Source organism: Sphingomonas agri, from assembly GCF_038148795.1.
GTDB lineage: Bacteria > Pseudomonadota > Alphaproteobacteria > Sphingomonadales > Sphingomonadaceae > Sphingomicrobium > Sphingomicrobium agri.
In genome coordinates this window covers 221,313-233,090 of the sequence record NZ_JBAPEU010000001.1, presented here as the reverse complement: position 1 = coordinate 233,090, position 11,778 = coordinate 221,313, and the positions used below count along the sequence as shown (strand labels likewise).

The following is an 11,778-nucleotide window of genomic DNA, read 5'->3' as shown; positions in this document are numbered from 1 at the left end:
TAGGGGAGCCGCCGGTTCAATCGAACCCACCCGACAACCTAAGATACGAGACACGAGCAGGCGCCCGGCCATGAAGATTCGCAATTCTCTGAAGTCGCTCAAATCGCGCCACCGGGACTGCCGCGTCATCCGTCGCCGCGGCCGGACCTACGTCATCAACAAGACGAACCGCCGCTTCAAGGCGCGCCAGGGCTAACCACCATCTTGCCACCGGTCGGTCATCGGCTGGGGACAGGCCAAGCGCCGGTTGCTCTTCTCCAAGCTGGCGCCTTTCCTTCGCTTGCCGGAGGCTTGCGCCATTGCGATTCTCTCGCACCGATCCAACATCAGGCGATAGAGGGGCCGAGGAGAGGAATGCCAGGATGAGGGGAACCACAGCAAGGGCGCTGGTCATCGGCACTGCCGCGTGCCTCGCGGCAGTCTCTATTTCATCCGCTCACGCACAGGCTCAGGGTCAGCGCACACCGCGAAACTGGAATTACGAGGTCGACCAGCGCGGCAACCGCGTCCCGCGCGGCAACCGGATCACGAAGCCCGACGGCAGCTGGCGCGAAGAAACGCGCCAGGGCAATTGCGTCACCGTGAAGGAGCGCTCGGCGACGGGCGAGTATCGGGAAACGCGACAGTGCAACCCGGGAAGCACTGGCTGACGCACATCATTTCAACTGGTTGAAGCTGCCCTTCGGCCGCTCCTTGATCGAGCAGGCCGGAAGCCCGTCGCCCGGATGAATGTCGCTGCAGTCGCGGACCTGGGCGCCGCCGTCGGGTCCGGCAAAAATTGCCCAGTCGCGCGGCGTTCCCTTTTCATACTCGCAGTGCGCCATCCACATGTCGAGATTCTTCCAGGTGCCGACGAAGCCTGCGTCAGTCACACGCTTGCAGGTGTATCCTGCATCGTAAATCGCGCGCTTCAGGCCGATTGCGAGGTTGAAGGCATCGAGCTGGTGGAGCTGTTCCTGTTCTTTCGAACGCACCTTGATCGTTGGCTGGTTCGACTGTTGCGGCTGGCCGTTGTCACAGGCTGCAACCAGGAGCCCCAGTAACGCGATCGAGCAAGAGCGGCGCATGAACTCCTCCTTCAGCAAGTATAACGAATTCGGACGCGAGCGGCTGCGGCCTTCGCCCGCTCGACCGCTTCCTCGACGTTCTCGCCCCGTGCAAGCGCGACGCCCATGCGGCGGTTCTTCAGGGTCTTGGGTTTGGCGAAGATCCTGACGTCGACCGCGTGTCCAGGAGCGCCGAGCGAAAGGGCTTCGGCAAGGCCATCGTAGGCGATCGTGTCGCTCTCTTCGCTCGCGAGAATGACGGCGGACGCCGAGGGACCGGCGGGCTCTATCGACGGGATCGGGAGGCCCAGAATCGCTCGAAGGTGCAGCTCGAACTGGTTCGGAAACTGGCTGATAAGGGTCACCATGCCGGTGTCGTGGGGACGCGGTGAAAGCTCCGAGAAAATCGCCTGATCGCCGCGCACGAAGAATTCGACGCCGAAGATGCCGTGTCCGCCCAGCGCTTCCACCACCTTGCGCGCCTGGAACCGGGCCGATTGCAGTGCCTCCCTGGGAATGGCGGCCGGCTGCCAGCTCTCGCGATAATCACCGGCCTCCTGCCGGTGTCCGACGGGAGGGCAGAAGATCACCCCGTCCTTGGTCGCCACCGTGAGCAAGGTGATTTCGCTCGTGAACGAGACGAACTCCTCGACGATCACGCGGGGCCGGTCGCCGCGCATGTTCGCGACTGCATAGTCCCAGGCACTGCCGATGCCCTCAAGGTCTTTCGCGGTGCTCTGGCCCTTGCCTGAACTCGACATCACGGGTTTGACGACGCACGGAAGACCCACTTCCTGAGCAGCGGCGATGGCTTCCTCCCGCGTTTCGGCGAACCGGTATCGCGAGGTCACCAGCCCGAGGTCCCTCGCTGCGAAGTCGCGAATGCCGTCGCGGTTCATCGTGAGCCGTACGGCTTTCGCCGAAGGCGCGACACGCCATCCCTCCGTCTCGAGAGCAGCAAGCGTTTCCGTATCGATTGCCTCGATCTCCGGGATGATGACTGCCGGCCGATGCTTCTCGACGGCAGCCCGCAGCGCCCTGCCGTCAAGCATCGGGAAGACCTCGAATTCGTCGGCCACCTGCATTGCGGGAGCATTGGCATAGCGGTCGCAGGCAACCACCCGGCAGCCAAGGCGCTTGGCCGCGATAGCGAATTCGCGGCCGAGCTCGCCTGAGCCCAGGAGCATCAGCGTCGTGAGATACATCAAGCGCGGATAGCGGCGCGGCTGTTGCTTCGCTAGACCATCGCCAAAGGGGGATAGTCATGCGCCATATTCTCATTCTCGCTGCCGCCGGGCTCATGGTCGGAGCCGCGTCGCCCGGGAAGCTGCTGACGCCCGCCGACATCGTCGCGAAGTCTCCCCCGGGCGCGTGGAAGGCCATTTCCAGCGAAGACCTTCTGTTGATCGACCTTGCAAACGGCGGGCGCGTCGTGGTGCAGCTCGCGCCGGCGTTCGCCCCCGTCCACGTCGCCAATATCCAGGCGCTGGCGCGCGGCGCCTATTGGGCCGGCGCGAGCGTCTACCGCGTGCAGGACAATTATGTCGCGCAGTGGGGCCGGAACGAAAGCGACAGGCCCTGGCCGAAGGGAGTGACGGCCAAGCCCCCAGCCGAATATACCCGGCCGCTGAAGGGACTGAAAATCACGCCGCTGGGTTCGCCGGACCCCTATGCGGCAGGCGCCGGGTTCGTCGAGGGCTGGCCGGTCGCCTACAATAGAAAAGAGGGCTGGGCGAACCTCACGCACTGCTACGCAAGCGTCGGGGTCGGCCGGGACCTGTCGCCCGACACGGGCACCGGCGGCGAGCTCTACGCGGTCATCGGCCAGGCGCCGCGCCAGCTCGATCGCAACATCGCGCTCGTCGGCCGGGTAATCGATGGCATCGATCACCTGAGCTCGCTTCCGCGCGGCACCGAGGCGCTCGGTTTCTACAAGGACAAGGCGCAATATGTGCCCATCGCCCGGGTCGAGCTCGCGAGCGCTCTTCCCGCACGGGATCGCCCTTCATACGAATATATGGATACGGCGGGAGCGACCTTCGCCCGCTATCTGGAGGTGCGCCGGAACCGGCACGACGATTTCTACATCCGGCCTGCAGGCGGCGTGGACCTGTGCAACGTCCAGGTGCCGGTGCGCAAGAAACCCTGAAAGGGTCAGGCGGCCCAGGCGTGGGTGTCGCGGTTCTTGTGCTGGATCGTCACCGGACCGTTGTGGGAGCGCATGCTCGCTTCCGCGAGCGGAAGCGCCGTCGTGCAAAAAGCGCATTCGGCGGAGATCCGTCCGATGATCCAGTGAGTGCGTCCGCAGCCCGGACAATGGTTCACTTCATGCTCGCGGTACACAACATGATAGCCCCGCTCGTAAGGCCTCCAAGCGTCGCCGGGGGTGATCGGCATCACAAACCTTCCTTTCATCGGCGAGGCCAACGAGCGACCGCAAAAGCGGTTGCAGGCAGTGACGCAGGTTTAACTTGCTGGTGAGGGGTGCTTAACGGTGAGCGGAGCCGCTCTGCGGACCAGCCGAGCTCCTAGGACTGATCGAGCGAGACCTCGCCGTCGAATTCGGCGCCGATCTTGTCTCCGGCGATCCATTTCACGACGGCATTCGCGCGTTCGCGGCCAGGCAGGATCAGCCAAACGCGCGAGCCCACTTCAAACCGGCCTTCGGATTCTGCCATGAAGCCTTTTTCCGAGATGTTGAGGACCTTGGCCTCGACGCCGCTGGCGCCAAGCTCTCGCATCTTCGCTTCGAGTTCGACGGGCGTGCGCGCAGTGCGCCGGCGTTCATCGCTGTGATCCTCGGCGATGCGGGCCTTGATCGACACGAAACTCATCTCCATCCGCGGCTGCTCCCGTCAGGCCGCGAAGGACAGGCCGATGCGCCCGTCCCTTACCCAGCGCACCTGTGCCGTCACGACGCCGTGGTCAAGGATCTGGAGGGGCAGGCGCTCACCAATGTTGGGCACGTGCGGGAAAATCACCATCGCCCCTGATGAGGAAACGTTGACCAGCCGCACGACATGCTTGCGGCCGCGAAACTCGAGAACGCCCGTACTGGACGTCGAGGGATACCGGGACTCGACCCGCTCATCGACGCTGCGCTTCTCCGCGCGAGAGATCATCGACCCGTCGAGAAAAAAAGAAGACGCCACTCAACTCCTCCACCTCCGCCGAGGCGATCCTAGCAATCCTCGCTTAAGGATTCGTTTGCGAGACAGGGCAGGCCAGCGACGAGAGGAACGCCTCTATCGCCAAGGCGGCTGGCGGTTGTCAGGCAAGCGATGTATTGATGGTGAGGGAAGCGGGGTTATCGTTTGAAATGAACATGTTGCTTAGGCCGATGAAGCGGCGTCCGACCGCTCTTGTGTGGATTGCGGCGATCGGTGGAATCGCCTCGGGTCCAGCATTCGCGCAGATCCAACCGATGGGCGCCGTTCCGCCGCGCGCAGGGCCGACCCAGGCGCCGACGACGAGTCCGGCGCAGGTCCGTTTGCCGCGTACCGCCCCTGTCGTTCAGCCAAAGCCCGGCGCAAGGACCCCACCCGACGCACTTGCTCCCAACAACCCGGATTTCAAGGCTGACCAGCCGGCGACGGCGCAAAGCGCTCCACTTCCGCCTCCGCTTCCGCCGGCGGTGTGGGACGCACCGAGCGCGCTCGCCCTCATTGCCTACATCGGGCAGGTCGGGGCCGAAGGGCTCAATCCCGCCGATTATGATCCAGCCGGCTTGCAGGCTGCGGTCGATACGGGGAACCCGGCAATTTTTTCCGCCGCCGCAACGGAGCGCTTCAACCTCCTCTCTTCCGACCTTGCGCTTGGACATATCAAGAAGCCGGCTCGCATCGACTGGTGGATTGTCGACAAGGATCTTGATGCCGCCAAGCAGGACGCGCTGCTTCGGAACGCGCTTGCCCAGCACAACCTCGCGCAGGCGCTGAACGGGCTCCTGCCGACGCATCCCCAATATGCCGCTTTGAAGGAAGCGCTCGCCTCGACGCCGGCTGGCGATGAAGCCAAGCGCGAGCGGATCCGCCTCAACCTCGATCGCTGGCGCTGGCTGCCGCGAGACCTTGGCGACAAGTATATCATCGTCAACGTGCCCGGCTTTCACGCGACGTTGGTCGAGAACGGGGTCAATCGCTGGAAGCAGCGGGCGATCGCCGGCAAGCTCTCGACGCCGACCCCGCAGCTCTACGCTCTGGCGACGGGCGTGATCCTCAATCCCTGGTGGGAAGTGCCCAAGAGTATCGAGCACGAAGCTGCGGGCAAGAAGGGCTTCGTGCCGGTAAAGGCGCCGGATGGCTCGATCCAGCGTTGGCGTCAGCCGCCCGGACCGACCAACGCGCTCGGCCAGGTCAAGTTCGTGATGCCGAATTCGAAAGCCATCTACCTTCACGATACGAACGCCCGCAGCCGCTTCAACGACGCGACGCGCGCGCTCAGCCATGGCTGTGTCCGGACCGAGCACATTCTCGATCTTGCGACCCAGTTGCTTGGAGATGACGGCGGCGATTGGACCCCCGACAGGATCGAGACGGCGCTCGATAGCAAGAAGACGGTCCAGGCGAATTTCGTGAAGGCGGTGCCCGTCTACATCGTCTATTTCAGCACAGCCGCGCTCAACGACGGAAGGATCGTCCAGTACAAGGACCTCTACGGCCGCGACTCCAAGGCCATGGCCGCGCTCGACATGAAGGACGGCGGTGCGAGCTTAACGCCGCCCAAGCCCAAGGACGAAGTCGCGGCACCGGCGAAGCCCAAGCCGAAGGTGAAGACGGCCGACGAGGTCGCGGCGCGCTAGTTTTTTGCCTGTTCGAATGGCGACTGGCTAGGCTGCCGAGAACGCCGCGGCGGCAGCCGCCGCCAGTTTCTCAGGCGAGCTTATCTGCGTAGATCATGCGGCCGCCGGCAAGCTTGCGCATAACGGCATACTGGCTTTCGCGAGACATTGCGAAACAGCCTTCGGAACGTCCGAGCTGGCCATGCAGCGGGATCATGTCGTCCTCTGCATACCAGGCGTTGTGAATGACGATGGCGCGGGCCTCTGCATTGTTGTTGGTCCAGTCGAGACCGCGAACCTTCATCGAAAGCCCATATTTGCCGTCGTAATAATCGGCAGTCGCGTAGGTGCCGTTCGAGGTCGCGTACGAACCGAAGTCATTGGAAAAGCGCTCGAGATAACCCGAGTGCGACGGGTCCGAACCGCGGCCGTGGCAGACGCGGTGGCTCTCGACCTCGCCGGTTGCAAGATTGACGAGGTGGAACCGCGCTTCGGCCGAGGGTTTAGAGAAGTCGGCGATGCCGATGGTGTCGCGAGCGTAGATCTGGTGCTGATCGAGCGCCGCCTTTGCCCTTGCGAACAGCTGCGGATCAATTCCGCCCGGAGCCGTCGGTGTCACGACCTGCGCAGGCTGAGCCTGAAGCGGCGCAAGAGGATCGGGCGCAGTGGGCGCAACCAGCGACGGAAGCACGCTCGAGCTTGCTGCAGTGGAAAGGATCGCCCCCGCCCCCGCATAAGCACCAAGACGCAACATTTCCCGCCTGTTCAACGACATTCTTTCCCTCCGCCGGAAACCAACTGTCTAACATTCAATGGGTTAATGGCCGATAACCCATAGCTTCGGGTTTCGCCTTCCGTCCTGCCTCGTGAACGGTTCGTCGTGCCGTCCTGGCAGAATGTGCAGAGTCTCGCTGGAAAAGCAGTCCCCCGGCACCCCCGGAAAGCCGTCGCCTTCGGCCACCCGATCCTATACGCTTCAGTCGCGGTAGCGGCCTTCTTGGCCGGGACGCTGATGCGTGCATGAGGAAATGGTGATTAATCACCTGATTTCAAGAGGTTGAGATGGATCCGGAGCTGATCGTCGAGGAGTTGATTCTGGAAGTTGAGCGCATTCGCGGCGACATTGAATTCATGGAAACGGGAGCAGTGAAGTTCCTCCACGACAATGTGGACGTCACCGCCGACTGGATTCAGCGTCAAAAGAGGACCGCGGATCACCTCGAACAGCTCGCTTCGGCCTACAGGCTGGGGTGAATTGACCGGGCTCCCGAACTCGTGCCGCGGGCGCTGGTCCTAAAAATCAATCGGGTGGAAACGCTGGCCGGCGTGCCTTGAACGCGGCGCGGCCCGCTGCTATGGGGCAGCCGCCGCCGCAGGAATGCCTCCGGAGGACGATAGCGTATTGCTGCAAAAATCCTGATCCCACGAGCGTCGGGACAGGTGAAACAGATTGAATAGGAGTGTGACGGGTCCGTATGCAGATCATCGTTCGCGACAATAATGTCGAGCAGGCGCTGCGCGCGCTCAAGAAGAAGTTGCAGCGCGAGGGCGTCTACCGCGAGATGAAGCTGCGCCGCCATTATGAGAAGCCGTCGGAAAAGCGGGCCCGCGAGCGGGCTGCAGCGATCCGCCGCGCCCGCAAGCTCGAGCGCAAGCGCGCCGAGCGCGAAGGCTCCCGTTAAGCCTTAAGCGCCAGGACGTGTCCGTCGCAGAAGCCGCCCATCGTCCCGCCCGAAGCGGCCGGACGCTCGCGTTGTGGCTTGCCTTCCTCGCGATCATCGCCGCCGGGATTGGACTTGCATGGATCGGCGCGGGTTCACTCCGGCCGGTCCTGACGTCAAGCGGGCTCCAGTTCCGCACGATCAAGGCCGGGAAGGGTGAACCGATCGGTCGCGCCGATGCAGCGCTCATGGACTACATCTTGACGGCCGACGACGGCGCGGTGCTCGACAGCAGCGAAAGCCATGGCGGCGCCCAGCCTTTCGCGATGGACCAGGTTTTCCCCGGTTTTGCCGAGGCCATGGCCAAGATGCAGGAAGGCGGTGAATATCGCTTCACCATGCCGCAGCGGCTGGCCTTCGGCGGCTCGCCCCCGCCGCCGAGCTTTCCCAAGAACAGCGCGCTTACCTTCGAGGTGCGGGTCCGGAAGATCGCCCGCGGCGGCGCGGCGATGATGCAGCAGATGCAGGCTCAGCAACAGCAGCAGCAGCAGCAGCAGCAGGGGCCGGAGCCGCAGCAGTAGCCCTGTCACCGGCGACCACCGCCGGCGGCTCATTTACTTCTTCGGCGTGCTGCCGGCTAAGATCGATCAGAACCACCTTCAGCGTCGCAAGGATTGGATCGGCAAAGAGGATGCCGAGAACGCCGAACAGCGCGCCCATCAGAAGCTGCATGGCCAGCAATACTGCCGGCGCAATATCGACCGTCCGGCGGGCGACGTAGGGCACGACGACGTAAGCATCGATGTTGTGCACGAGGAAATAGACGATGATGCACCAGATGCCCTGGTGCGGGCTGGCGCTGAAACCGACTGCGATCATCAGCACCCCTGAGGTGATGGCGCCGATGTTGGGAATGAATGCGAGTACGCCCGTAACAAGGCCCAGAAGACCTGCCATCGGAATGGCCCCGAGCATCAGCATGAACCAGGTGAACACCCCTTCGAACAGCATGGCGACGAGGCGGCCGAACAGAAGGCGCCGGACCGTGAAGCCGGCGTGCTCGGCGATGCGGTAAAAGCCCGAACGTGCCCGTAGCGGCAGCATCCACGCGATGCCGCGGTCGTAGAGCCGCGGCTCCGAGGCGAGGAAGATGCCGATGACGATCATCGCGATGATGCTCGCGACGGCGCCGATGACGCTGCCCACGGCGCTTGTCAGGCGGCCGATGCCGCCCAGTAGCTGGCTTCCAAGATCGGTCGGTTCGCCGGTGGGCATCAGCCCGAGCGTCTCGGCAAAGTGAATGAGGCGGTTGAACTGCGCGGTCACCACCTCGCGCAGCGTTTCGAACTGCGCGCCGATGGTCGTCCCGGCAAACCAGATCACCCACCCGATGAAGCCGAAGCCGAGCACGAGCACGAGCCCGAGGCGCCAGGCGCGGGGGACAGGGACGAAGCGGCCGACAAGCCGGATGCCTCCGTCCAGGAAGACGGCGAAGATGGCGCCCCCGATGATGAGCAGCAGCGGCTGGCCGAGCACGATCACCCCGGCGATCGCGAGTGCCATGCCGAACCATACCGCCGCTTTCTGCATTTCGCGGCGAACGAAGGGGTCCCGGAATTCCGCTGGACCCGGCCGCTCCACGTGCGGCTCTATGGTCGGCGGCTTGGACAAGGGTCAGCTGTTCCTGAGTGAACGTCCGGCGCGGCCGTGCCGCAGAGCCCTGAACCAGCTAAGCGGGTTCCACCACACGGTCGAGCCGTCGAGCGAGAAAGTGATGAACTCGGCGCGGCCCCCGATATTCTCCCAGGGAACCGGGCCCCCGAGGCCGCCCTGCCACTCAGGTACGCGGCTGTCAGCCGAATCGTCCCGGTTGTCGCCCATCAGCCAGAGGCGTCCCGGAGGGACCGTGACCGGTCCGAAATCGTCTTCGCTCGAGCGGCCCAGTTCGACCGTCTCGTAGCTGCGCCCGTTGGGCAGGGTCTCGCGGACGACAGGCACCCGGCAATAGGCCTTTCCATCGGGCCCCTGGACCCTGAAGTCATAGAGCGCGGGGTCCGTGCCGGAGCCGCACGGCGAGTTGATGTCGATGGGGACCATCTGCGGCGACTGCATCTGGCGTTTCACTGCCTCGCCGTTGATGTAGAGCTGGCCCCCGACCATCCGCAGGGTGTCGCCGGGAAGCCCGATGACACGCTTGATATAATCGCTGCGCTGTCCAGGCGGCGTTACGATCACGATGTCGCCGCGCACGGGCATCCGACCGAACAGCCGCCCCTGGATTGGTGGGAAAACGTGGAAGCTCGGGGATACCCAGGACCAGCCATAGGGATATTTGCTGACCACCAGCCGGTCGCCGGTGAGAAGCCCCGGCATCATCGATTCCGACGGGATGTAGAAGGGCTTTGCGATGAAGCTGTGGAAGGCGAGGACAGCAAGCAGCACCCACAAAAGGCCCTTGATCTCGCGCCACAGCGCGGACCCCTTGCTTTCCTGCTTCTCTGCGGGCGGTGCCGCCGGCTGGTCGGCGCTCGCTTCGGGCACGGTGTCGTTCAATCAGGACTCCAGCTTGCGGACGGTCAGGATGACGAAGGCCTGCGCCCAAGGGTGATCATCGGTCATTGTCAAATGAATGTCGATGGCGTGCCCCTCCGGTGCAAGGGCGTCAAGCCGCGCCTTGGCGCCGCCCGTCGCAACAATGGTCGGAGCGCCCGACGGCGCGTTCACGATCCCGATATCCTTCATGAATACGCCGCGCTTGAACCCCGTTCCAACCGCCTTGGAGAAGGCTTCCTTGGCAGCAAAGCGCTTGGCGAGCGTCCCGGCGGTCGTGTGCGGCCGGCTGGCCGCTTTCCTGCGTTCGGTCTCGGTGAAAACGCGGTTGAGAAACCTTTCGCCAAAGCGGTCGAGCGAATTCTGGATCCGCTCGATGTTGCAAAGGTCCGATCCGATTCCGACGATCACCCGCGCGCCTCGTCCATGAGGCCGCGCATGCGACTCACGGCAATATCGAGGCCCGTAAAGATTGCCTCACCGATGAGGAAATGCCCGATGTTGAGTTCGGCGATCTGGGGAATTGCAGCAACGGGGATGACATTGTCGAAGGTAAGGCCGTGCCCGGCGTGCGGCTCGATCCCGTTCTTGACCGCGAGGGCCGCGCAGTCGGCGATACGCTTCAGTTCGAGTGCTCGATCCTCGCCTGCGGCATGCGCATATCTTCCCGTGTGAAACTCGACGACCGGAGCCCGGAGGCGCACCGCTGCGGCAACCTGCTCGACGCTTGGTTCGATGAACAGGCTGGCGCGGATGTTCGCAGAGCCGAGCCTGTCGACATAATAAGCAAGGTGATCGTGCTGGCCGGCCGCGTCGAGGCCGCCTTCGGTAGTGCGTTCCTCGCGGCGCTCGGGGACGATGCAGGCAGCGTGCGGCTTGTGACGAAGAGCGATCTCAAGCATCTCCTCGGTTGCGGCCATCTCGAGGTTGAGGGGAAGGCGGATCCCGGCCATCAACCGGTCAATATCCTCATCCGTGATGTGCCGTCTGTCCTCCCGCAGGTGCGCAGTAATGCCGTCGGCCCCCGCTTGTGCCGCAAGGATCGCGGCGCGCACCGGGTCGGGATGGTCGCCGCCACGCGCGTTCCGGATGGTGGCGACGTGATCGATATTGACCCCGAGGCGGAGCTTGCCGGTCACGCGGCGGCTCGGCTCCCGGGCTTCACGGCAGGTATCGCGGCGAGGTCAGCGGGGATGGCCCCTGCTTCATAGGTCGGGACGTCGATGCGGATCAGTGGATAGAAAGGGACGCCAAGCTCGGCTTTCCCCGAGGAGCGATCGACAAGCGCTGCCTCGCCAATGACCACGCCGCCGGCCTCCCGCACGGCCTCGATCGCTTCGCGTGACGATAATCCTGTCGTCACCACATCTTCCACCATGAGCACTCTTGCACCGGGGTCGAGACGAAACCCGCGCCTCAGCTCGAACCTTCCTTGAGGACGCTCAAGGAACATCGCCGGCCTTTCAAGAACTCGCCCCATCTCGTGCCCGATGATGACCCCGCCCATCGCCGGCGAGAGCACGGCGTCGATGGAGGAGCGCAGTTCATCGGGAAGTTTCGCCGCGAGCGCCTTCGCCAGGCGTTCGGCCCGGGCGGGATCCATCAGGACTCGCGCGCACTGGAGGTATTTGGGGCTGCGCAGGCCCGAAGAAAGGATGAAATGCCCTTCGAGGAGGGCGCCGGCGGCGCGGAACTCGCCAAGAATCTCGTCGTCGCTCATCATGCGGGAGCCGTTTAGGCT

18 protein-coding genes are annotated in these 11,778 nt (G+C 64.0%); 7 read left to right on the top strand and 11 right to left on the bottom strand.

Annotated features, from left to right (window positions below; translation table 11 throughout):
- Positions 1–70 precede the first annotated feature (70 nt).
- Complete coding sequence (gene ykgO / locus V8192_RS01190) at positions 71–196, top strand: type B 50S ribosomal protein L36 (protein ID WP_006833921.1); 126 nt, start codon at positions 71–73, stop codon at positions 194–196.
- Positions 197–362: 166 nt separating this feature from the next.
- Positions 363–650: a hypothetical protein gene (locus V8192_RS01185; RefSeq protein WP_341631233.1), complete on the top strand. Its 288-nt coding sequence runs from the start codon at positions 363–365 to the stop codon at positions 648–650.
- 6 nt (positions 651–656) lie between these two features.
- Here V8192_RS01185 and V8192_RS01180 read toward each other — a convergent pair whose 3' ends face one another.
- Complete coding sequence (locus tag V8192_RS01180) at positions 657–1,067, bottom strand: hypothetical protein (protein WP_341631232.1); 411 nt, start codon at positions 1,065–1,067, stop codon at positions 657–659.
- Between the two features lie 11 nt (positions 1,068–1,078).
- Positions 1,079–2,254: a formate-dependent phosphoribosylglycinamide formyltransferase gene (purT, locus tag V8192_RS01175; RefSeq protein ID WP_373276303.1), complete on the bottom strand. Its 1,176-nt coding sequence runs from the start codon at positions 2,252–2,254 to the stop codon at positions 1,079–1,081.
- A gap of 56 nt (positions 2,255–2,310) precedes the next feature.
- On the opposite strand from purT, the gene V8192_RS01170 reads away from it, so the two are divergent.
- A complete protein-coding gene (locus V8192_RS01170; protein WP_341631230.1) occupies positions 2,311–3,195 on the top strand; it encodes a peptidylprolyl isomerase in 885 nt (294 codons plus the stop codon).
- 5 nt (positions 3,196–3,200) lie between these two features.
- Here the strand turns inward: V8192_RS01170 and V8192_RS01165 are convergent, their stop codons facing one another.
- From V8192_RS01165 to V8192_RS01155, 3 genes are all read right to left on the bottom strand, one after another.
- Positions 3,201–3,443 carry a hypothetical protein gene (locus tag V8192_RS01165; RefSeq protein WP_341631229.1) on the bottom strand — a complete coding sequence of 81 codons (243 nt, stop codon included), beginning with the start codon at positions 3,441–3,443 and terminating at the stop codon, positions 3,201–3,203.
- Positions 3,444–3,574: 131 nt separating this feature from the next.
- The gene (locus V8192_RS01160; protein ID WP_341631228.1) at positions 3,575–3,886 is read right to left on the bottom strand and encodes a PilZ domain-containing protein; all 312 of its coding nucleotides are present in this window, start codon (positions 3,884–3,886) and stop codon (positions 3,575–3,577) included.
- 15 nt (positions 3,887–3,901) lie between these two features.
- The gene (locus tag V8192_RS01155; protein WP_341631227.1) at positions 3,902–4,198 is read right to left on the bottom strand and encodes a PilZ domain-containing protein; all 297 of its coding nucleotides are present in this window, start codon (positions 4,196–4,198) and stop codon (positions 3,902–3,904) included.
- A 188-nt stretch (positions 4,199–4,386) separates the two neighbouring features.
- Here V8192_RS01155 and V8192_RS01150 point away from each other — a divergent pair, with 188 nt between their 5' ends.
- The gene (locus V8192_RS01150) at positions 4,387–5,847 is read left to right on the top strand and encodes a L,D-transpeptidase family protein (RefSeq protein ID WP_341631226.1); all 1,461 of its coding nucleotides are present in this window, start codon (positions 4,387–4,389) and stop codon (positions 5,845–5,847) included.
- A 70-nt stretch (positions 5,848–5,917) separates the two neighbouring features.
- On the opposite strand, the gene V8192_RS01145 is transcribed toward V8192_RS01150, so the two are convergent.
- The gene (locus tag V8192_RS01145; RefSeq protein ID WP_341631225.1) at positions 5,918–6,580 is read right to left on the bottom strand and encodes a murein L,D-transpeptidase catalytic domain family protein; all 663 of its coding nucleotides are present in this window, start codon (positions 6,578–6,580) and stop codon (positions 5,918–5,920) included.
- A gap of 308 nt (positions 6,581–6,888) precedes the next feature.
- On the opposite strand from V8192_RS01145, the gene V8192_RS01140 reads away from it, so the two are divergent.
- The 3 genes from V8192_RS01140 (at position 6,889) to V8192_RS01130 (ending at position 8,068) form a co-directional block, all read left to right on the top strand.
- Positions 6,889–7,080, top strand: coding sequence for a hypothetical protein (locus V8192_RS01140; RefSeq protein WP_341631224.1), 192 nt, complete (start codon positions 6,889–6,891; stop codon positions 7,078–7,080).
- Positions 7,081–7,301: 221 nt separating this feature from the next.
- Positions 7,302–7,508, top strand: coding sequence for a 30S ribosomal protein S21 (rpsU, locus tag V8192_RS01135; protein ID WP_192588663.1), 207 nt, complete (start codon positions 7,302–7,304; stop codon positions 7,506–7,508).
- 17 nt (positions 7,509–7,525) lie between these two features.
- Positions 7,526–8,068, top strand: a complete 543-nt coding sequence (locus V8192_RS01130) for an FKBP-type peptidyl-prolyl cis-trans isomerase (RefSeq protein ID WP_341631223.1) — start codon at positions 7,526–7,528, stop codon at positions 8,066–8,068.
- Here the strand turns inward: V8192_RS01130 and V8192_RS01125 are convergent.
- From V8192_RS01125 to pyrE, 5 genes are read right to left on the bottom strand one after another with little or no spacing between them, the layout of a single operon-like run.
- On the bottom strand, positions 7,950–9,158 hold the full coding sequence (locus tag V8192_RS01125) for an AI-2E family transporter (RefSeq protein WP_341631222.1): 1,209 nt from the start codon (positions 9,156–9,158) through the stop codon (positions 7,950–7,952). The two genes, V8192_RS01130 and V8192_RS01125, sit on opposite strands and share 119 nt — an antisense overlap.
- Before the next feature lie 3 nt (positions 9,159–9,161).
- Positions 9,162–10,040 carry a signal peptidase I gene (lepB, locus tag V8192_RS01120; protein ID WP_373276302.1) on the bottom strand — a complete coding sequence of 293 codons (879 nt, stop codon included), beginning with the start codon at positions 10,038–10,040 and terminating at the stop codon, positions 9,162–9,164.
- Positions 10,041–10,448, bottom strand: a complete 408-nt coding sequence (acpS, locus tag V8192_RS01115; protein ID WP_341631221.1) for a holo-ACP synthase — start codon at positions 10,446–10,448, stop codon at positions 10,041–10,043.
- The gene (locus V8192_RS01110; RefSeq protein ID WP_341631220.1) at positions 10,445–11,176 is read right to left on the bottom strand and encodes a pyridoxine 5'-phosphate synthase; all 732 of its coding nucleotides are present in this window, start codon (positions 11,174–11,176) and stop codon (positions 10,445–10,447) included. Before V8192_RS01110 ends, acpS begins: the two co-directional genes overlap by 4 nt.
- Positions 11,173–11,757 (bottom strand): orotate phosphoribosyltransferase, encoded by a 585-nt coding sequence (pyrE, locus tag V8192_RS01105; protein ID WP_341631219.1) that lies wholly within the window; start codon positions 11,755–11,757, stop codon positions 11,173–11,175. Before pyrE ends, V8192_RS01110 begins: the two co-directional genes overlap by 4 nt.
- Positions 11,758–11,778 lie beyond the last annotated feature (21 nt).

Bases quoted from the DNA above. Each gene is read 5' to 3' on its own strand.
- ykgO (WP_006833921.1), top strand. From the start codon at position 71: ATGAAGATTCGCAATTCTCTGAAGTCGCTCAAATCGCGCCACCGGGAC.
- V8192_RS01185 (WP_341631233.1), top strand. From the start codon at position 363: ATGAGGGGAACCACAGCAAGGGCGCTGGTCATCGGCACTGCCGCGTGC.
- V8192_RS01180 (WP_341631232.1), bottom strand. From the start codon at position 1,067: ATGCGCCGCTCTTGCTCGATCGCGTTACTGGGGCTCCTGGTTGCAGCC.
- V8192_RS01170 (WP_341631230.1), top strand. From the start codon at position 2,311: ATGCGCCATATTCTCATTCTCGCTGCCGCCGGGCTCATGGTCGGAGCC.
- V8192_RS01165 (WP_341631229.1), bottom strand. From the start codon at position 3,443: ATGCCGATCACCCCCGGCGACGCTTGGAGGCCTTACGAGCGGGGCTAT.
- V8192_RS01160 (WP_341631228.1), bottom strand. From the start codon at position 3,886: ATGGAGATGAGTTTCGTGTCGATCAAGGCCCGCATCGCCGAGGATCAC.
- V8192_RS01150 (WP_341631226.1), top strand. From the start codon at position 4,387: ATGAAGCGGCGTCCGACCGCTCTTGTGTGGATTGCGGCGATCGGTGGA.
- V8192_RS01145 (WP_341631225.1), bottom strand. From the start codon at position 6,580: ATGTTGCGTCTTGGTGCTTATGCGGGGGCGGGGGCGATCCTTTCCACT.
- V8192_RS01140 (WP_341631224.1), top strand. From the start codon at position 6,889: ATGGATCCGGAGCTGATCGTCGAGGAGTTGATTCTGGAAGTTGAGCGC.
- rpsU (WP_192588663.1), top strand. From the start codon at position 7,302: ATGCAGATCATCGTTCGCGACAATAATGTCGAGCAGGCGCTGCGCGCG.
- pyrE (WP_341631219.1), bottom strand. From the start codon at position 11,757: ATGAGCGACGACGAGATTCTTGGCGAGTTCCGCGCCGCCGGCGCCCTC.